Source organism: Streptomyces inhibens (assembly GCF_022221585.1).
Classification (GTDB): Bacteria; Actinomycetota; Actinomycetes; order Streptomycetales; family Streptomycetaceae; genus Streptomyces; species Streptomyces inhibens.
On sequence record NZ_CP084681.1, the window covers coordinates 2,461,520 to 2,481,828 of the forward strand.

The 20,309-nt window shown below is 66.2% G+C and carries 14 protein-coding genes and 3 rRNA genes; 8 read left to right on the top strand and 9 right to left on the bottom strand.

Annotated features, from left to right (window positions below):
• The first annotated feature begins 17 nt into the window (after positions 1-17).
• The 5 genes from KI385_RS11450 to KI385_RS11470 all read left to right on the top strand — a co-directional run bounded on the left by KI385_RS11450 (position 18) and on the right by KI385_RS11470 (position 6,690).
• Complete coding sequence (locus KI385_RS11450) at positions 18-1,283, top strand: DUF1015 family protein (protein WP_238572087.1); 1,266 nt, start codon at positions 18-20, stop codon at positions 1,281-1,283.
• A gap of 155 nt (positions 1,284-1,438) precedes the next feature.
• Positions 1,439-2,971, top strand: a complete 1,533-nt coding sequence (locus tag KI385_RS11455) for a pyridoxal phosphate-dependent decarboxylase family protein (RefSeq protein ID WP_238572088.1) — start codon at positions 1,439-1,441, stop codon at positions 2,969-2,971.
• 34 nt (positions 2,972-3,005) lie between these two features.
• On the top strand, positions 3,006-4,325 hold the full coding sequence (locus tag KI385_RS11460; RefSeq protein WP_238572089.1) for a lysine N(6)-hydroxylase/L-ornithine N(5)-oxygenase family protein: 1,320 nt from the start codon (positions 3,006-3,008) through the stop codon (positions 4,323-4,325).
• The gene (locus KI385_RS11465; RefSeq protein WP_238572090.1) at positions 4,322-4,888 is read left to right on the top strand and encodes a GNAT family N-acetyltransferase; all 567 of its coding nucleotides are present in this window, start codon (positions 4,322-4,324) and stop codon (positions 4,886-4,888) included. The genes KI385_RS11460 and KI385_RS11465 overlap by 4 nt, the downstream gene beginning before the upstream one ends.
• Positions 4,885-6,690 carry an IucA/IucC family protein gene (locus tag KI385_RS11470; RefSeq protein ID WP_238572091.1) on the top strand — a complete coding sequence of 602 codons (1,806 nt, stop codon included), beginning with the start codon at positions 4,885-4,887 and terminating at the stop codon, positions 6,688-6,690. The genes KI385_RS11465 and KI385_RS11470 overlap by 4 nt, the downstream gene beginning before the upstream one ends.
• 93 nt (positions 6,691-6,783) lie before the next feature.
• Here KI385_RS11470 and KI385_RS11475 read toward each other — a convergent pair whose 3' ends face one another.
• From KI385_RS11475 to KI385_RS11500, 6 genes are all read right to left on the bottom strand, one after another.
• Positions 6,784-7,539 (bottom strand): tetratricopeptide repeat protein, encoded by a 756-nt coding sequence (locus KI385_RS11475; protein ID WP_238577659.1) that lies wholly within the window; start codon positions 7,537-7,539, stop codon positions 6,784-6,786.
• Positions 7,476-8,777 (bottom strand): hypothetical protein, encoded by a 1,302-nt coding sequence (locus tag KI385_RS11480; RefSeq protein WP_238578092.1) that lies wholly within the window; start codon positions 8,775-8,777, stop codon positions 7,476-7,478. Before KI385_RS11480 ends, KI385_RS11475 begins: the two co-directional genes overlap by 64 nt.
• Positions 8,778-9,011: 234 nt before the next feature.
• Positions 9,012-9,128, bottom strand: a 5S ribosomal RNA gene (gene rrf / locus KI385_RS11485).
• A 113-nt stretch (positions 9,129-9,241) separates the two neighbouring features.
• Positions 9,242-12,363, bottom strand: a 23S ribosomal RNA gene (locus KI385_RS11490).
• A gap of 303 nt (positions 12,364-12,666) precedes the next feature.
• A 16S ribosomal RNA gene (locus KI385_RS11495) occupies positions 12,667-14,193 on the bottom strand.
• Together the 16S, 23S and 5S rRNA genes form the textbook arrangement of a ribosomal RNA operon.
• A 669-nt stretch (positions 14,194-14,862) precedes the next feature.
• Complete coding sequence (locus tag KI385_RS11500; RefSeq protein ID WP_238572092.1) at positions 14,863-15,513, bottom strand: DNA-3-methyladenine glycosylase; 651 nt, start codon at positions 15,511-15,513, stop codon at positions 14,863-14,865.
• A 172-nt stretch (positions 15,514-15,685) separates the two neighbouring features.
• Here KI385_RS11500 and KI385_RS11505 point away from each other — a divergent pair, with 172 nt between their 5' ends.
• The 3 genes from KI385_RS11505 to KI385_RS11515 all read left to right on the top strand — a co-directional run bounded on the left by KI385_RS11505 (position 15,686) and on the right by KI385_RS11515 (position 17,978).
• Positions 15,686-16,468, top strand: a complete 783-nt coding sequence (locus tag KI385_RS11505) for a sporulation protein (protein ID WP_128505959.1) — start codon at positions 15,686-15,688, stop codon at positions 16,466-16,468.
• Between the two features lie 43 nt (positions 16,469-16,511).
• Positions 16,512-17,051, top strand: a complete 540-nt coding sequence (locus KI385_RS11510) for a YbhB/YbcL family Raf kinase inhibitor-like protein (RefSeq protein ID WP_238572093.1) — start codon at positions 16,512-16,514, stop codon at positions 17,049-17,051.
• 423 nt (positions 17,052-17,474) lie between these two features.
• Positions 17,475-17,978, top strand: coding sequence for an HNH endonuclease (locus KI385_RS11515; protein ID WP_238572094.1), 504 nt, complete (start codon positions 17,475-17,477; stop codon positions 17,976-17,978).
• A 33-nt stretch (positions 17,979-18,011) separates the two neighbouring features.
• Here the strand turns inward: KI385_RS11515 and KI385_RS11520 are convergent, their stop codons facing one another.
• The 3 genes from KI385_RS11520 to KI385_RS11530 all read right to left on the bottom strand — a co-directional run bounded on the left by KI385_RS11520 (position 18,012) and on the right by KI385_RS11530 (position 20,295).
• Entirely contained in the window at positions 18,012-18,779 is a 768-nt protein-coding gene (locus KI385_RS11520; protein WP_238572095.1) for a sulfite exporter TauE/SafE family protein, read from the bottom strand.
• Positions 18,780-18,841: 62 nt separating this feature from the next.
• On the bottom strand, positions 18,842-19,780 hold the full coding sequence (locus tag KI385_RS11525) for an SPFH domain-containing protein (RefSeq protein WP_238572096.1): 939 nt from the start codon (positions 19,778-19,780) through the stop codon (positions 18,842-18,844).
• A 101-nt stretch (positions 19,781-19,881) separates the two neighbouring features.
• Positions 19,882-20,295, bottom strand: coding sequence for an NfeD family protein (locus KI385_RS11530; protein ID WP_238577660.1), 414 nt, complete (start codon positions 20,293-20,295; stop codon positions 19,882-19,884).
• Positions 20,296-20,309 lie beyond the last annotated feature (14 nt).

A 20,309-nucleotide genomic window follows, 5' to 3' on the forward strand; every position in this document is an offset into this window, starting at 1 on the left:
CGGCATAGCATTCTTCAATGACCAGTACCGACGGCCTCCGCCTCCTCCCGTTCCGCGGACTGCGCTACGCCCCGGAACGGGTCAGCAGCCTCACCGCCGTGACCTCCCCGCCGTACGACGTGGTGGTCCGGCCGGACGGCGTGCGCCACTTGGAGATCGCCGATCCGTACAACATCGTCCGGCTGATCCTCCCGCACGCCGCGGACCCCACCACCCGCCACCGCCAGGCCGCCGACACCCTGCGCCACTGGCGCGCCGAGGGCGTTCTGACGCAGGACCCCGAGCCCGCGCTGTACGTCTACGAGCAGCGCTCCGGCCAGGTGCTACAACGCGGGCTGATCGGCGCGCTGCGCCTGGACGGTCCGGTACTGCCGCACGAGGGCGTCATTCCCGAGGTGGTCGAGGACCGGGTCGCGCTGATGCGCGCGGCGGCCGCGAACTTCGAGCCGCTGCTGCTCTCCTACCGCGGCGAGGGCACCGCGACCGGCGCCACCGCGGTCATCGAGCGCGTGGTGGAGGGCGCTCCGCTGCTCGCCACCACCACGGAGGACGGTTTCGCGCACCGCCTGTGGGCGGTCACCGACCCCGCCGATCTCGCGGCCATCGACACCGATCTCGCCCGCCGGCAGGCCCTGATCGCCGACGGCCACCACCGCTGGGCGACCTACCAGCGACTGTACGAGCAGCAGCCCGGCGCCACCGCCGCCTCGCCCTGGGCGTCCGGTCTGGTGCTGCTGGTCGACACCGCCCGCTATCCGCTCCAGGTCCGCGCGATCCACCGCGTACTGCCGCATCTGCCGCCGGCCAAGGCGCTGGCGGACCTGGCCGGCGCCTTCCGCGCCCGTACGCTCCCGGGCGAGCTGTCCGCCGCCCTGGAGGCCCTGGAGGAGACACCCGGCACCGCCTTCGTCCTCGCCGGCGGGCCGGACTCCTTCCACCTCCTGGACCGTCCCGATCCCGAGCTGCTGGACCGTACGATCCGCCGGGACCGGCCCGAGCTCTGGCGGCAGCTGGACGCCACCGTGCTGCACTCCGTGCTGCTCGACGAGGTCTGGCACATCCCCGACCATCCGTCCGACATCAGCTATCTGCATCACACGCAGGCCGCCGTCGAGCAGGCGGCACGGCACGGCGGCACGGCCGTTCTGATGCGCGCCACGTCCGAGGAGACGGTCCGTCAACTCGCCCAGTGCGGTGTGACGATGCCGCGCAAGTCCACCTCTTTCGGGCCCAAGCCCGCCACCGGCCTCGTTCTGCGCACCCTGGACGACGCCGGCAACTGAATCCACCCGGCCCGCGCCACGGCACCTCGAACCCGCCCCACGACTTAGTTAGGTTAGGCTTACCTCACTACGTCGCCGGGCGGGTCTTCCCTGCCCCTGCGCACATCCCACCCTGCGCGGGACGTGGTCAAGTCCGCACCAGGGAGGACAGCTTCATGAGTCTCCTCGCGCACTCCGCCGAGGACCCGGCCGACAGCCGGACATACCTGCTCAACAACGGTACGGCCCACCGCTATCACAGCGCGGTCACCGAGGGCGTCACACGGATCAGCGCCAAAATCGCCGGCACCGTCCGCCCGTTCACCGGCATCACCGTCGACGGCCTCACCCCCACGGTCGACGGCGTCGACCTCGACGCACCGCTGCACGACGCGGCCGCCGCGCTCGACGAACTCGAAGAGGTCTACCTCCGCGACGCCGTCTACTTCCACCACCCGCGCTACCTCGCGCACCTCAACTGCCCCGTGGTGATCCCCGCCCTCGTCGGCGAGGCCGTGCTCTCCGCCGTCAACTCCTCCCTGGACACCTGGGACCAGAGCGCCGGCGGCACGCTCATCGAGCGCCGGCTGATCGACTGGACCGCCCGGCGGATCGGCCTCGGTGGGCTGGCCGACGGCATCTTCACCAGCGGCGGCAGCCAGTCCAACCTCCAGGCCATGCTGCTCGCCCGCGACGAGGCCTGCCGCCGGGAGCTGACCCGCGACGGCGCCCCTGCCGGCGCCCGCCTCACCGACGTACTGCCCCGGCTGCGGATCCTCACCTCCGAGTGCAGCCACTTCAGCATCCGCAAGTCCGCCACCCTGCTCGGCATGGGCGCGGAGGCCGTCATCGCCGTCCCCAGCGACGGGAACAAGCGGATGCGCACCGACGAGCTGGCCGCCGAACTGGCGCGCTGCCAACGTGACGGCCTTATACCCATGGCCGTCGTCGCCACCGCCGGCACCACCGACTTCGGCTCCATCGACCCGCTCCCCGAGATCGCCGGCCTGTGCGCCGGGTACGGCGCCTGGATGCATGTCGACGCCGCCTACGGCTGCGGACTGCTGGTCTCCCGCCGCCGCGAACTGCTCTCCGGCATCGAACGCGCCGACTCGGTGACCGTCGACTACCACAAGTCCTTCTTCCAGCCGGTCAGTTCGAGCGCCATCCTGGTCCGCGACCGCTCAACCCTTCGACATGTCACCTACCACGCGGACTACCTCAACCCGCGTCGGATGGCCGAAAAGCGCATCCCCAACCAGGTCGACAAGTCGATCCAGACCACCCGGCGCTTCGACGCGCTCAAGCTCTGGCTCACCCTGCGCATCATGGGCGCACCGGCCGTCGGCGAACTCTTCGACGAGGTCATCGACCGCGCCGCGGACGCCTGGAAACTCCTCCATGACGACCCCCGCTTCGATGTCGTCGTCGAGCCGCAGCTGAGCACCCTGGTCTTCCGCTACGTCCCCGGCGCCGACCGGGACCCCGAGCTCAGCGACCGGGTCAATCTGCACGCCCGGGACGCCCTGTTCGCCTCCGGCGACGCGATCGTCGCGGGCACCGTCGTCGACGGCCGCCACTACCTCAAGTTCACCCTGCTCAACCCGGAGACCACGCTCGAGGACATCGCCACCGTCCTCGACCTGATCGCCGAGCACGCCGGCGCCTTCCTCGCCGAGCAACCGCAGCCGGCGCTCAGCGCGCGCTGACCCTCCTCACCGCAGATCCCCCATCGGAGACCGTGTGTCCGCCCCTTACGACTTCATCGCCATCGGCCTCGGCCCCTTCAACCTGGGCCTGGCCTGCCTGACCGAACCGATCGACGGACTCGACGGCCTGTTCCTGGACAACAAGGCGTCCTTCGACTGGCACCCCGGCATGATGCTGGACAGCAGCCACCTCCAAGTGCCGTTCATGGCCGACCTGGTCACCCTCGCCGACCCCACCTCCCCCTTCTCGTTCCTCAACTACCTCAAGGAATCGGGGCGGCTCTACCCGTTCTACATCCGCGAGAGCTTCTATCCGCTGCGCGCCGAGTTCAACGACTACTGCCGCTGGGCGGCCGGCAAACTCGACTCCGTGCGCTTCGCCCACCAGGTCACCACCGTCGAGTACGACGAGCGCGAAGAGCTGTACGTCGTCCACGCCGAGCACATCCCCACCGGCGAACGCACGGCCCACCGCGCCCGCAAACTCGTCCTGGGCACCGGCACCCCGCCGCACATCCCCGACGCCTGCCAGGGCCTGGGCGGCGATCTGCTGCACAACGCCGACTACCTCGACGCCAAGGCCGCCCTCCAGGCCAAGGACAGCATCACCCTGATCGGCAGCGGCCAGAGCGCGGCCGAGATCTACTACGACCTCCTCCAGGACATCGACAGCCACGGCTACCACCTGACCTGGGCCACCCGCTCCGCCCGCTTCTTCCCCCTCGAATACACCAAGCTCACGCTGGAGATGACCTCACCGGAGTACGTGGACTACTTCCACGCACTCCCCCAGGCCACCCGCGACCGGCTCAACGCCTCGCACAAAAACCTCTACAAGGGCATCGACTCCGAGCTGATCAACGACATCTTCGATCTGCTCTACCAGAAGAACCTCGCCGGCCCCGTCCCCACCCGGCTCCTGACCAACACCGCGCTGAACGGGGCGAGTTACGACGAGACCTCCGGCACCTACACCCTCGGCCTGCGCCAGGAGGAACAGGGCACGGACTTCTCCCTCGACACCCAGGGCCTGATCCTCGCCACCGGCTACCGCTACCGCGTACCGGACTTCCTCGCCCCGGTCCACGACCGCATCGCCTGGGACGACGCCGGCCGCTACGACGTGGCACGCAACTACAGCATCGACACCGCCGGCCACGGCATCTTTGTGCAGAACGCCGAGCTGCACACCCATGGCTTCGTCACCCCCGACCTCGGCATGGCCGCATACCGCAACGCGTGCATCATCCGCGAGCTGCTCGGCCGCGAGTACTACCCGGTCGAAAAGGCCATCGCCTTCCAGGAATTCGCCGCCCCGGCCGGCCCGCACCACCCCATGGAGATCCCCGCATGACCCCGCTCTTCACCCGCACCGACGCCGCACTCGGGGAGTTCGCCCTACGCCCGGTCGACCCGTCCGCCGACGCCGAGCTGCTGCACCGCTGGGTCACCCACCCCAAAGCCGCCTTCTGGCTGATGCAGGACTGCGACCTCGCCGCCGTCGAGAAGGAATTCGCGCGGATAGCCGCCGACCCCTTCCACGACGCCTTCCTCGGCCTGCACAACGGCACCCCGGCCTTCCTCATGGAGCGCTACGACCCGGCCCACCGCGAACTGGTCGGCATCCACGCCGCCGAACCCGGCGACATCGGCATGCACTTCCTCACGGCCCCCACCGCCACCCCCCTGCACGGCTTCACCCTCGCAGTGATCACCACCGTCATGGAGATGCTCTTCGCCGACCCGGCCACCCACCGCGTCGTCGTCGAACCCGACGCCCGCAACACCGCCGTCCACGCCCTCAACAAGGCCGTCGGCTTCGAGATCGTCCGCACCGTCTCGCTGCCCTCCAAAGACGCCTACCTCAGCACCTGCACCCGCGACCAGTTCCTGGCCACCCGAGGAGACCACCGATGACCGCCGGCACCCGGCCGACCGCCCAGGACGCCGTCGCCCACCTCACCCCCGGCCTGTGGGCCCGCGCCAACCGCCTCCTGATCCGCAAGAGCCTCGCCGAGTTCGCCCATGAACGGCTGCTCACCCCCAAGCGCCTGCCCCAGGACGGCCACTACGCCATACGCAGCGACGACGGCAGCACCGAATACCGCTTCGCCGCCCACAGACAGGCCCTGGACCACTGGCAGGTCGACGCCGACAGCATCACCCGCCACCGCGACCACACCGAACTCCCCCTGGACGCCCTGGAGTTCTTCATCGAACTCCGCGAGACCCTGGGCCTCGGCGCGGAGATCCTCCCGGTCTACCTGGAGGAGATCAGCTCTACGCTCTCCGGCACCGCCTACAAGCTCGCCGCCGACCGGCCCGGCGCCGCCGAGCTCGCGAAGTCCGGCTTCCAGGCCGTCGAGACCGGCATGACCGAGGGCCACCCCTGCTTCGTCGCGAACAACGGCCGCCTCGGCTTCGGCATCCACGAGTACCACGCCTACGCCCCGGAGACCGCGAGCCCCCTCCAGCTGATCTGGCTCGCCGCCCACCGCGACCACGCCACCTTCACCGCCGGCGCCGACCTCGACTACGACACCCTCATCCGCGACGAACTCGGCGAAGAGACCCGCACCCGCTTCACCGCCACCCTCACCACCCTCGGCCTCGACCCCGCCGACTACTACTTCTTCCCCACCCACCCCTGGCAGTGGTGGAACAAGCTCTCCGTCACCTTCGCCGCCGAGGTCGCCGAGCAGCGCCTGGTGTGCCTGGGCCCCGGCGACGACGACTACCTCGCCCAGCAGTCCATCCGTACCTTCTTCAACACCACCAGCCCCACCAAGCACTACGTCAAAACGGCGCTCTCCGTCCTCAACATGGGCTTTATGCGCGGCCTGTCCGCGTCCTACATGGAGGCCACCCCGGCCATCAACGACTGGCTGGCCCGCCTCATCGCCGCCGATGACACCTTCCGGGCCGCCCGCTTCTCGATCATCCGCGAGCGCGCCGCCATCGGCTACCACCACCGCCAGTACGAGGCCGCCACCGCCAAGGGCTCCCCGTATCTGAAAATGCTCGCCGCCCTGTGGCGCGAAAGCCCCGTCCCCACCCTCGACCCGGGCCAGCGCCTGGCCACCATGGCGTCCCTCCTCCACGTCGACGATGACGGCGGCTCCTTCGCCGTCGCCCTCATCGAGGAGTCCGGCCTGGAACCCGCCGTCTGGCTCCGCCGCTACCTCGACGCGTACCTGACGCCCGTCCTCCACGCCTTCTACGCCTACGACCTGGTCTTCATGCCGCACGGCGAGAACGCCATCCTGGTCATCGAGGACGGCGCCGTGGCCCGGGTGATCTTCAAGGACATCGCGGAAGAGATCGCCGTCATGGACCCCGACGCGGTGCTGCCGCCGGCGGTCGAGCGCATCCGCGCCGACGTCCCCGAGGACAAGAAGCTCCTCTCCGTCTTCACCGACGTCTTCGACTGCTTCTTCCGCTTCCTGGGTGGCACCCTCGCCGACCGCGGCATCCTCGACGAGGACACCTTCTGGCGCACGGTCGCCGCATGCGTCACCGACTACCAGGCATCCGTCCCCCACCTCGCCGACAAGTTCGCGCAGTACGACATGTTCACCGACGAGTTCGCGCTCTCCTGCCTCAACCGCCTCCAGCTGCGCAACAACCAGCAGATGGTCGACCTCGAGGACCCCGCGGGCGCCCTCCAGCTCATCGGCACCCTCCGCAACCCCCTCGCCCCCTACGCGCCGACGCCCTGACATACATCCCCACCAACGCCGAAGGGCGGGACCCCACTCGGGATCCCGCCCTTCGCCTTCCGCTCACCCGGCCTCGGCCCGGCTCAGACCATCTCAGCCCTTCTCGGACCGCTCCTCGGATTCCGCACCGGCCTCATCGGGCTCGTCGCCCTCCGCCACCTCGTCGGACTCCTCCAGCACATCGGTGAACTCGACACCGTCCAGCTCCGCCAGCCGGTCCGAGGCATCCGTGGTGCCGCCCTGGTCGGCCTCCAGCGCCCTGGCGAACCAGTCACGCGCCTCGTCCTCACGCCCGACCGCCAGCAGCGCATCCGCGTACGCGTACCGCAGCCGCGCCGTCCACGGGTGCACGGCGCTCGACGCGAGCTCCGGGCTCTGCAGCGTGACCACCGCCGCCTCCGCCTGTCCCATGTCCCGACGGGCACCGGCGGCGACCAGCCGCATCTCGACCTGCCCGGCCCGGTCCAGCTTCTGCACCTCGGGCTCGCCGGCCATCGCCATCGCCTTCTCCGGCCGGCCGAGACCGCGCTCGCAGTCCGCCATGACGGGCCACAGCTCCACGCTGCCGGTCATCCGCCGCGCCGCCCGGAACTCCGCCAGCGCCTCGCTGTACTTGCCGACCGCGTACGCCGCGAAGCCCGCGGCCTCACGCACCGCCGCCACCCTGGACGCCAGTCGCAGCGCCACCCGCGAGTACCCGTACGCCTGCTCCGGGTCCTCGTCCAGCAGCTTCGCCACCATCACCAGGTTCTTGGCGACATCCTCGGCAAGCGTCTTCGGCAGGCTCAGCAGCTCCTGCCGCACATCCTTGTCGATCTCGTCACCGGTGACGTCCTCCGGGATCGGCAGCCGCTTGATCGGCTCCCGCTCCCGGTCCCGCCGGTCATCCCGACGGTCATCGCGCCCCCGGCCACCGCCGTACGGCCGACGCCCACCACGCTCGTCATCCCGCCGGAACCCACCCCGGTCATCCCGCCGCGGCCCACGATCGTCCCGCCGGAACCCACCGCGCTCACCACCACGGTCATCCCGCCGATCGTCACGGCGGTCATCACGCCGGAACCCACCGCGGTCGCCGCCCCGGTCGTCCCGACGGTCATCGCGACGGAACCCACCACGGTCACCGCCGCGGTCATCACGACGGTCGTCACGGCGGTCGTCACGGCGGTCGTCACGCCGGTCGTCACGGCGGAACCCACCGCGGTCGCCGCCCCGATCATCACGGCGATCGTCACGGCGGTCGTCACGACGGAACCCGCCACGGTCACCACCAGAGGGACGCTCGTCACGACGGAACCCACCACGGTCACCACCGCGGTCGTCACGGCGGAACCCACCACGGTCACCACCAGAGGGACGGTCATCGCGACGGAACCCGCCACGGTCACCACCAGAGGGACGCTCGTCACGACGGAACCCACCGCGGTCGCCACCAGAGGGACGGTCGTCACGACGGAACCCACCACGGTCACCACCGCGGTCGTCACGCCGGTCGTCACGGCGGAACCCACCGCGGTCGCCGCCCCGATCATCACGGCGGTCATCCCTACGGAACCCACCGCGGTCGCCACCAGAGGGACGGTCATCGCGACGGAACCCGCCACGGTCGCCACCGGAGGGACGGTCGTCACGACGGAACCCACCGCGGTCGCCACCAGAGGGACGGTCGTCACGACGGAACCCACCACGGTCACGGTCGCCACCAGAGGGGCGATCCTCACGACGGAACCCACCGCGGTCGCCACCAGAGGGACGGTCGTCACGACGGAACCCACCACGGTCACGGTCGCCACCAGAGGGGCGATCGTCGCGACGGAACCCACCACGGTCACGGTCGCCACCGGTCGAACGGTCGTCACGCCGGAACGCCGGGCGGTCCCCACCGCGCTCATCGCGCCGGAATCCGCCACCCCGCTCATCATCGCGACGCGGTCCACGCGGCCGGTCATCCCGCCGGTCGCCGCCGCGGAATCCACCACGGTCACCGCCGGAGGGACGGTCGTCACGACGGAACCCGCCACGGTCACCGCCGGAGGGACGGTCATCGCGACGGAACCCACCGCGGTCGCCGCCACGGCTGTCGCCACGGGCGTCGCCTCGCGACCCCCGGTCGTCACGCCGGAAACCACCGCGGTCACCGTCGTCGCGCCGCTGCGGCCGGCGCTCCGAACGATCGTCGGAAGAGTTGGTGGACATCGACGTGACTCCTGTCTTCGGTACTACATTCATTCTCACGCACCGACCACTTCGGCGCGCTTCGGCAAAACAAAAAGGACCCTTGGTCCCAGCATGAACGCTGGGACCAAGGGTCCTGAAAGATTGTTCGGCGGCGTCCTACTCTCCCACAGGGTCCCCCCTGCAGTACCATCGGCGCGGAAAGGCTTAGCTTCCGGGTTCGGAATGTAACCGGGCGTTTCCCTAACGCTATGACCACCGAAACCCTATCGGGTTCTAGCGAACAAGCACACTTTTTAGTTAAGAGTGAAACTTGGTTCAACCAGCGATTGCGACTGTTCGCAACCCGGGAACCACACAGTGGACGCGAGCAACTGAGGACAAGCCCTCGGCCTATTAGTACCAGTCAACTCCACACCTTACGGCGCTTCCATATCTGGCCTATCAACCCAGTCGTCTACTGGGAGCCTTAACCCCTCAAGGGGGTGGGAGCCCTCATCTCGAAGCAGGCTTCCCGCTTAGATGCTTTCAGCGGTTATCCTTTCCGAACGTAGCCAACCAGCCATGCCCTTGGCAGGACAACTGGCACACCAGAGGTTCGTCCGTCCCGGTCCTCTCGTACTAGGGACAGCCCTTCTCAAGACTCCTACGCGCACAGCGGATAGGGACCGAACTGTCTCACGACGTTCTAAACCCAGCTCGCGTACCGCTTTAATGGGCGAACAGCCCAACCCTTGGGACCGACTCCAGCCCCAGGATGCGACGAGCCGACATCGAGGTGCCAAACCATCCCGTCGATATGGACTCTTGGGGAAGATCAGCCTGTTATCCCCGGGGTACCTTTTATCCGTTGAGCGACGGCGCTTCCACAAGCCACCGCCGGATCACTAGTCCCTACTTTCGTACCTGCTCGACCCGTCAGTCTCACAGTCAAGCTCCCTTGTGCACTTACACTCAACACCTGATTGCCAACCAGGCTGAGGGAACCTTTGGGCGCCTCCGTTACTCTTTAGGAGGCAACCGCCCCAGTTAAACTACCCACCAGACACTGTCCCTGATCCGGATCACGGACCCAGGTTAGACATCCAGCACGACCAGAGTGGTATTTCAACAATGACTCCCCCTGAACTGGCGTCCAGAGTTCACAGTCTCCCACCTATCCTACACAAGCCGAACCGAACACCAATATCAAGCTATAGTAAAGGTCCCGGGGTCTTTCCGTCCTGCTGCGCGAAACGAGCATCTTTACTCGTAATGCAATTTCACCGGGCCTATGGTTGAGACAGTCGAGAAGTCGTTACGCCATTCGTGCAGGTCGGAACTTACCCGACAAGGAATTTCGCTACCTTAGGATGGTTATAGTTACCACCGCCGTTTACTGGCGCTTAAGTTCTCAGCTTCGCCAACCCGAAGATTGACTAACCGGTCCCCTTAACGTTCCAGCACCGGGCAGGCGTCAGTCCGTATACATCGCCTTACGGCTTCGCACGGACCTGTGTTTTTAGTAAACAGTCGCTTCTCGCTGGTCTCTGCGGCCACCCCCAGCTCAGAGAGCAAGTCTCATCACCGGAAATGGCCCCCCTTCTCCCGAAGTTACGGGGGCATTTTGCCGAGTTCCTTAACCATAGTTCACCCGAACGCCTCGGTATTCTCTACCTGACCACCTGAGTCGGTTTAGGGTACGGGCCGCCATGAAACTCGCTAGAGGCTTTTCTCGACAGCATAGGATCATCCACTTCACCACAATCGGCTCGGCATCAGGTCTCACCCTTAACGAGAGACGGATTTGCCTATCTCTCGGGCTACACCCTTACCCCGGGACAACCACCGCCCGGGCTGGACTACCTTCCTGCGTCACCCCATCGCTTACCTACTACAGATCCGGGTCACCGGCTCCACCACGTCCCTTTGTCCGAAGACTCCAGGCCGGCTTCACGGGCTTAGCATCGTCTGATTCGATATTGGGCGTTTCAAAGCGGGTACCGGAATATCAACCGGTTGTCCATCGACTACGCCTGTCGGCCTCGCCTTAGGTCCCGACTTACCCTGGGCAGATCAGCTTGACCCAGGAACCCTTAGTCAATCGGCGCACACGTTTCCCACGTGTGTATCGCTACTCATGCCTGCATTCTCACTCGTGAACCGTCCACAACTCGTTTCCACGGCTGCTTCACCCGGCACACGACGCTCCCCTACCCATCACAGCCTCCGTTAGGAGTATTGCTGCAATGACACGACTTCGGCGGTGTGCTTGAGCCCCGCTACATTGTCGGCGCGGAATCACTTGACCAGTGAGCTATTACGCACTCTTTCAAGGGTGGCTGCTTCTAAGCCAACCTCCTGGTTGTCTCTGCGACTCCACATCCTTTCCCACTTAGCACACGCTTAGGGGCCTTAGTCGATGCTCTGGGCTGTTTCCCTCTCGACCATGGAGCTTATCCCCCACAGTCTCACTGCCGCGCTCTCACTTACCGGCATTCGGAGTTTGGCTAAGGTCAGTAACCCGGTAGGGCCCATCGCCTATCCAGTGCTCTACCTCCGGCAAGAAACACACGACGCTGCACCTAAATGCATTTCGGGGAGAACCAGCTATCACGGAGTTTGATTGGCCTTTCACCCCTAACCACAGGTCATCCCCCAGGTTTTCAACCCTGGTGGGTTCGGTCCTCCACGAAGTCTTACCTCCGCTTCAACCTGCCCATGGCTAGATCACTCCGCTTCGGGTCTTGGGCACGCTACTCAACGCCCTATTCGGACTCGCTTTCGCTACGGCTTCCCCACACGGGTTAACCTCGCAACATACCGCAAACTCGCAGGCTCATTCTTCAAAAGGCACGCAGTCACGACGCACCGAGTAAACTCGATGCGCGACGCTCCCACGGCTTGTAGGCACACGGTTTCAGGTACTATTTCACTCCGCTCCCGCGGTACTTTTCACCATTCCCTCACGGTACTATCCGCTATCGGTCACCAGGGAATATTTAGGCTTAACGGGTGGTCCCGCCAGATTCACACGGGATTTCTCGGGCCCCGTGCTACTTGGGTGATTCTCAAACGAGCCGTCAATGTTTCAGCTACGGGGGTCTTACCCTCTACGCCGGACCTTTCGCATGTCCTTCGCCTACATCAACGGTTTCTGACTCGTCTCATCGCCGGCAGACGATGAAAGAGAACTCCCACGACCCCGCACTGGCAACCCCTGCCGGGTATCACACCAATACGGTTTAGCCTCATCCGGTTTCGCTCGCCACTACTCCCGGAATCACGGTTGTTTTCTCTTCCTGCGGGTACTGAGATGTTTCACTTCCCCGCGTTCCCTCCACACTGCCTATGTGTTCAGCAGCGGGTGACAGCCCATGACGACTGCCGGGTTTCCCCATTCGGACACCCCCGGATCAAAGCTTGGTTGACAGCTCCCCGGGGCCTATCGTGGCCTCCCACGTCCTTCATCGGTTCCTGGTGCCAAGGCATCCACCGTGCGCCCTTAAAAACTTGGCCACAGATGCTCGCGTCCACTGTGCAGTTCTCAAGCAACGACCAGCCACCCGTCACAACCCACCGAAGCAGATTTTCACCGGGGCCGGCATCGCGAAGGTTCAGACTCGAAAGCCCGCACCCTCAGATACCCAACAGCGTGCCCGACCCACTCCATCAATCCCCACGTTCCACGCCGAAGCAGTACTAGTGACAACCAACCAAGTGCGCCGAATAGTCAACGTTCCACCCATGAGCTAACCACCGCAGAACATTCGCCTGCGTTATGGCTCTGGACAACCTTGCGGCTGCCTAGATGCTCCTTAGAAAGGAGGTGATCCAGCCGCACCTTCCGGTACGGCTACCTTGTTACGACTTCGTCCCAATCGCCAGTCCCACCTTCGACGATTCCCTCCCACAAGGGGTTGGGCCACCGGCTTCGGGTGTTACCGACTTTCGTGACGTGACGGGCGGTGTGTACAAGGCCCGGGAACGTATTCACCGCAGCAATGCTGATCTGCGATTACTAGCAACTCCGACTTCATGGGGTCGAGTTGCAGACCCCAATCCGAACTGAGACCGGCTTTTTGAGATTCGCTCCACCTCGCGGTATCGCAGCTCATTGTACCGGCCATTGTAGCACGTGTGCAGCCCAAGACATAAGGGGCATGATGACTTGACGTCGTCCCCACCTTCCTCCGAGTTGACCCCGGCAGTCTCCTGTGAGTCCCCATCACCCCGAAGGGCATGCTGGCAACACAGAACAAGGGTTGCGCTCGTTGCGGGACTTAACCCAACATCTCACGACACGAGCTGACGACAGCCATGCACCACCTGTACACCGACCACAAGGGGGACCCTGTCTCCAGGGTTTTCCGGTGTATGTCAAGCCTTGGTAAGGTTCTTCGCGTTGCGTCGAATTAAGCCACATGCTCCGCTGCTTGTGCGGGCCCCCGTCAATTCCTTTGAGTTTTAGCCTTGCGGCCGTACTCCCCAGGCGGGGAACTTAATGCGTTAGCTGCGGCACGGACGACGTGGAATGTCGCCCACACCTAGTTCCCAACGTTTACGGCGTGGACTACCAGGGTATCTAATCCTGTTCGCTCCCCACGCTTTCGCTCCTCAGCGTCAGTATCGGCCCAGAGATCCGCCTTCGCCACCGGTGTTCCTCCTGATATCTGCGCATTTCACCGCTACACCAGGAATTCCGATCTCCCCTACCGAACTCTAGCCTGCCCGTATCGAATGCAGACCCGGGGTTAAGCCCCGGGCTTTCACATCCGACGTGACAAGCCGCCTACGAGCTCTTTACGCCCAATAATTCCGGACAACGCTTGCGCCCTACGTATTACCGCGGCTGCTGGCACGTAGTTAGCCGGCGCTTCTTCTGCAGGTACCGTCACTCTCGCTTCTTCCCTGCTGAAAGAGGTTTACAACCCGAAGGCCGTCATCCCTCACGCGGCGTCGCTGCATCAGGCTTTCGCCCATTGTGCAATATTCCCCACTGCTGCCTCCCGTAGGAGTCTGGGCCGTGTCTCAGTCCCAGTGTGGCCGGTCGCCCTCTCAGGCCGGCTACCCGTCGTCGCCTTGGTAGGCCATCACCCCACCAACAAGCTGATAGGCCGCGGGCTCATCCTTCACCGCCGGAGCTTTCCACACACAGACCATGCGGTCGTGTGTCATATCCGGTATTAGACCCCGTTTCCAGGGCTTGTCCCAGAGTGAAGGGCAGATTGCCCACGTGTTACTCACCCGTTCGCCACTAATCCACCCCGAAAGGCTTCATCGTTCGACTTGCATGTGTTAAGCACGCCGCCAGCGTTCGTCCTGAGCCAGGATCAAACTCTCCGTGAATGTTTTCCCGGCTGCGTTTAATTAAAAACTGCGGGTGACACTCGCGTTGAGCGGAACGAGTGGGCGGAATAAGCCCTCTCGTTCACAGCGTCCTCGCTGTGTGTTGCCTACCGGCACATGGTGTCGATAGGACTTTCAAAGGAACCTCATCCGCCGGATGCTTCCGGCTGGACGGGGTATCAACATATCTGGCGTTGACTTTTGGCACGCTGTTGAGTTCTCAAGGAACGGACGCTTCCTTTGTGCCTGTCTCACCAGGCTCTCCGGGCGCTTCCCTTCGGTCTTGCGTTTCCGACTCTATCAGATCCTTGCGGCTCCGATTTTCGCCGGTGCGATTCGGCCTTTCGGCTTCTTCGCGATTCCGACTCTATCAGACTCTTTTCGTTCCCTGCTTCTCGAAAGTCGCAGTCGGCTCGAATTCGGTCCGATTTATTGTCGGAGGTTCGCCGTCGTGCAGCTTTTTTTGCTGCCCTTTCGGCGTGGTTACTACTTTAGCGGTTTTCCTTGGCGACTCATAATCGAGCCGGCGGGGTCGAATTTCGGCAACGCGAAAGAAGACCCGTCAGGGAATCGTGCGGAGTAGTTGGTTGTGCCGCCTGGCGGTCTGCGCAAAATAGCGCTGCCCGTCTCCAGCGGCTCGGGCTACGTTAGGCGGTTGGCGATCGCGAGTCAAGTAGCGCTGGTGGCGCGGCGGCGGGGAACGTGTCGGCGGTAGGGGCTGACGGTCGGGTCGTCGGCGATCCAGTAGCGCCAGGGGTGGTCGGCACCGTCTCCGCCGACGCCGGTGCGCGGGCCGTTGCGGACCAGTTCGGGGGCGGGCGGGCGGCCGTGCAGCAGGGAGAGGGGGGCGGTGCCGCCGGTGCACAGGTCGGTTCCGTCGAGGGTGCGATCGATGTCGAGGGCGGTGGCCAGGCGGGCCGGGCCCTTGGCCAGTTCGTTGGCACTGCGGGCCTTGGGGCGGCGGCCGGCTGCCAGGGGCGCGCCGGTGAGGATCTCGCCGGCGCGCAGGAGGACTCCGCTCGCCGTGTCCTCGGGGCCGCAGACCGCGTTGAGGCTGAACCACATGCCGTAGATGAAGTAGACGTACGCATGGCCGGGCGGGCCGAACATGGTGGCGTTGCGTGCGGTGCGGCCCCGGTAGGCGTGGGAGCCGGGGTCGGTCTCGCCGTCGTATGCCTCGACCTCGGTCAGCCGGAGTTCGATCGGGCCGTCGGGGGTGTGGCGCAGGAGGGTGCGGCCCAGCAGGTCGGGGGCCACGTCCACAACGGGGCGGTCGAAGAAGTCGCGCGTGAGCGGCATACGTTCCGGTACGTCGGTCATGCGGCCCGAGGGTAGTGCAGCCGTTATGGGCGGCGACTGGCCATGGGGGCGTCGGGGTTGGGAAGGTGTGGGCGGTGGAACCGGCCTGCGTGGTTCCGCGTTCGTAGGAATCAAGCCGAGATCTCGGCGAGCTATATCAAGAGCACAGGCGTTTCGCCTGGGGAGGACGAGCATGGGATTCAAGAAGCTGCTGGCGAGCCTGGGCGCCGGGGGCGCGTCGGTGGAGACGGTGCTCTTTGAGGAGAACGTCGTCCCGGGCGGGGTCGTGCAGGGTGAGGTGCGGATCCAGGGCGGGTCGGTGGCCCAGGAGATCCAGGGGCTGTCGGTCGGGCTGCAGGCGCGCGTCGAGGTCGAGAGCGGGGACGAGGAGTACAAGCGCAACGTCGAGTTCACCAAGGTGCAGCTGGGCGGGGCGTTCGAGGTGCAGGCGGGTGCGGCGCACACCGTGCCGTTCGGGCTGGAGATTCCGTGGGAGACGCCGATCACCACGTTCCTGGGGACGCATCTGCACGGGATGAGTGTCGGGGTGACGACGGAGCTGGCGATCGCGCGTGCGGTGGACTCCGGTGACCTCGACCCGGTGAATGTGCACCCGCTGCCGGCGCAGCAGGCGATTCTCGACGCCTTCGGGCGGCTGGGGTTCCGCTTCAAGGCCGCCGACCTGGAGCAGGGGCACATCCGGGGGACGCGGCAGCGGCTGCCGTTCTACCAGGAGATCGAATTCCACGCGCCGCAGCAGTACCGCGGGCTGAACCAGGTCGAGCTGTCGTTCGTGGCGGACGACCGGGAGATGGACGTCGTACTGGAGATGGACAAGAAGCCGGGGCTGTTCACCGAGGGGTCGGACACCTACCGGTCGTTCACGGTGGGGCTGAACGACTTCGAGGCGACCGACTGGGCCGCATACCTCAACCAGTGGCTGGCGGAGGTCGGCGGCAAGCGGAACTGGCTCTAGCCTGGCCGGACAAAGTGTCAGCAAGCGACCAGGAGGTGTCGAGGTGTCCGAGCTGAAGCGGCGGCCGCTCCCGCACGATTTCCACCCGCCGGTGCCGGAGTTCACGGTACTGAGCGACGAGGTGGAGCCGGGCGGGACGCTGCGGCCGGAGCAGGTCTTCGCCGAGGGAAACCGCTCGCCGCACCTGCGGTGGGAGGATGCTCCCGCGGGGACGAAGAGCTACGCCGTCACCTGCTACGACCCCGACGCGCCGACGGGCAGTGGTTTCTGGCACTGGGTGCTGTTCGACATTCCGGCGTCGGTGACGGAGCTGGCGGCCGGCGCCGGGTCCGGGGACATGAAGGGTCTGCCCAAGGGCGCCGTTCATGTCCGTAACGACTACGGGACGCGTGACTTCGGGGGCGCGGCGCCGCCGCCCGGGGACGGTCCGCACCGCTATGTGTTCACGGTGTACGCGGTGGACAAGGAGAAGCTCGGGCCGGACGCGGGGGCCTCGCCTGCCGTCGTGGGATTCAATCTGCGGTTCCACGCCATCGGACGAGCCCAGCTGATCGCCGAGTACGAGGTGACCGCGGCGGGCTGAGCGCCGTAATTCCGTTGCGCCCCGGCGCTTCCCCCACGCACAGTGGTGTCTGTGCCGCCGCCCCTTCATCAGGGCGTCGGGCAGCAGGTACCGCAGTGGCGGGAGCGGCGGGGCGCAGGTGTGTCGTCCGCCTCCCCCATGTCTTAAGGGCATGGGAGGTATCCCCACCCGGGGCTCGCACTCGTGGCGGGTGTCCTCGCCGGCTGCCGTTCGCTCCGGGTCTCGCGTGTTTCACGGGGGTGGGACCCGGAGCGCACTCTTTTCCGGGCGCGTCGGGCGCCGTCGGATCACCCTGTCTTCATCTTCCTCTCGCTCTCCATTTCCCTTGTGGCATACGGAAATTGCGTTGTTCGGGGAATACCTGCCGCTGCACAGTGGAGCAACTTCGCCACGGGGGCGATGTGGGTCCGGGAGGTGGACGGGATGCGCGAGACGCTGGTGCTGAATGCGAGCTTCGAGCCGCTGTCGACGGTGTCGCTGCGGCGCGCGGTGGTGCTGGTCATGCAGGACAAGGCCGTCGTCGAGCACGCTCACCCGGGGCTGCGGATCCGTACCGCCTCGGTGGACATACCGGTGCCGCAGGTGATCAGGCTGAGCAGGTACGTACGGGTGCCGTTCCGAAGACGGGCGCCATGGTCGCGGCGGGGGGTGCTGGTGCGTGACCAGCACCGGTGTGCGTACTGCGGGCGTCGGGCGACGACCGTGGACCACGTCGTGCCGCGGTCGCACGGTGGTGGGGACACCTGGCTGAACACCGTCGCCTCGTGTGCGGAGGACAATCACCGCAAGGCGGACCGTACGCCCGATCAGGCGGGGATGCAGCTGCTCCGGCGGCCGTTCGAGCCGACGCCGGCGGATGCGCTGCTGTCGACGCTGGGGGTGTCGGTACGGGACGGGCTGCCGGAGTGGCTGGCGCTGCCCGCGTAGCGCTCAACAGCTGGGGCCATCGTTCAACTCCCTTTATTTGAGCAGGAGTTGGACGATGGCCAGCAGGCCGACGATGACGATGACGGCGCGCAGGGCGGTGGGCGGAAGGCGGCGGCCCACCTTGGCGCCGACCTGGCCGCCGAGGGTGGAGCCGACGGCGATCAGGGCGACGGCGGTCCAGTCGAAGGTGGCGACGAAGAGGAAGAAGATCGCCGCGACGCCGTTGACGATCGCGGCGAGGACGTTCTTGAGGGCGTTGATGCGCTGCAGGTCCTCGCTGAGCAGCAGGCCCATCAGGGAGAGGTAGAGCACGCCCTGGGCGGCACCGAAGTAGCCGCCGTAGGCGCTGGCGAGCAGCAGGCCGGCGAGCAGGGCGAGGCCGCCGTCGCGGTGGGCGGTGGTGCCGTTGCGTTCGCGGCGGGCGCGGAGCGCGGCGGCGAGCTTGGGCTGGGCGATGACGAGGATCAGCGCGAGGGCGATCAGTACGGGGACGATCGTGTCGAAGGCCTTGGAGGGCAGCGCGAGCAGCAGGATCGCGCCGCCCAGGCCGCCGATCAGGGCCGTGGTGCCGAAGCGCAGCAGACGGCGGCGCTGGCCGGCGAGTTCGCGGCGGTAGCCGATGGCGCCGCTGAGCGAACCGGGCACCAGGCCAAGGGTGTTGGAGACATTGGCCGTGACCGGTGGCAGGCCGAAGGCGAGCAGCACCGGGAAGGTGATGAGGGTGCCGGACCCGACGATGGTGTTGATCGTGCCGGCGCCGAGCCCCGCGACGAAGACGGCGACGGCTTCCCAGATGGTCACGCTGATTCCCCCATGAATGAGCGGTGTCTGCTTGGCCGATCATGCACCAGGGGCCACCGGGGTCAGTCGATCGGGGGCGCTTCGCGGTTGGGCGAGCTGGGCTTGGGGATGCTGCCGCCGCCGGACGACGGGCTGAAGTTGCCGAGGGCGCCGCCGAGGCCCTTGAGGGCGTCGCCGATCTCGCTCGGCACGATCCAGAGCTTGTTGGCGTCGCCTTCGGCGATCTTCGGGAGCATCTGGAGGTACTGGTAGGAGAGCAGCTTCTGGTCCGGGTCCCCGGCGTGGATGGACTCGAAGACCACCCGGATCGCCTGGGCCTCACCCTCGGCGCGCAGTGCGGCGGCCTTGGCCTCACCCTCGGCGCGCAGGATGGAGGACTGCTTCTCACCTTCGGCGGTGAGGATCTGGGACTGCCGGACACCTTCGGCCTGGAGGATGGCGGCGCGCTTGTCGCGGTCGGCGCGCATCTGCTTCTCCATCGAGTCCTGGATGGAGGTCGGCGGCTCGATGGCCTTCAGCTCGACGCGGTTGACGCGGATGCCCCACTTGCCGGTGGCCTCGTCCAGGACGCCGCGCAGCGCCGCGTTGATCTCCTCGCGGGAGGTCAGGGTCCGCTCGAGGTCCATGCCGCCGATGATGTTCCGGAGCGTGGTGACGGTGAGCTGCTCGATGGCCTGGATGTAGCTGGCGACCTCGTACGTCGCGGCGCGGGCGTCGGTGACCTGGTAATAGATCACGGTGTCGATGTTGACGACCAGGTTGTCCTGCGTGATCACCGGCTGCGGCGGGAACGGCACGACCTGCTCGCGGAGGTCGATGCGGTTGCGGATGGAGTCGATGAACGGGACGACGATGTTCAGGCCGGCGTTGAGCGTGCGGGTGTAGCGGCCGAAGCGTTCGACGATGGCCGCGCTGGCCTGTGGGATGACCTGGATCGTTTTGATGAGTGCGATGAACACGAGCACCACCAGGATGATCAGGACGATGATGATCGGTTCCACAGCGGCTCCCGTGCCCTTCGTTGCTGGTCCGTGCCGGCCGGCGACCGGCTTGACGTTGATCAGTCTTTCAGAGTCGTGGCTCGTCGCGCAGCGTGTTCGGGTCAGATGACGACAGCGGTGGCGCCGTCGATCTCGACGACGTCGACCTGTTGGCCGGGTTCGTAGACCTGGTTGCCATCGAGGGCGCGGGCGGACCAGATCTCACCGGCGAGTTTGATGCGGCCGCCCTGACCGCCGTCGACCCGCTCCAGGACCGTGGCGCTCCTGCCCTTGAGTGCGTCGATTCCGGACGCGAGTTGGGGGCTCTGGCCGCGGTGACGGTTGGCGAGGGGGCGTACGACGGCGATCAGCGCGACCGACACGGCGACGAACACGAGGAATTGGAGGACGGTGCCGCCACCGAACGCTGCGGTGACGGCACCGGCGACGGCGCCGACCGCGAGCATCCCGAATTCGGGCATCGCGGTCACGACGAGAGGAATACCCAGCCCTACGGCGGCGATCAGCCACCACACCCATGGATCCACGG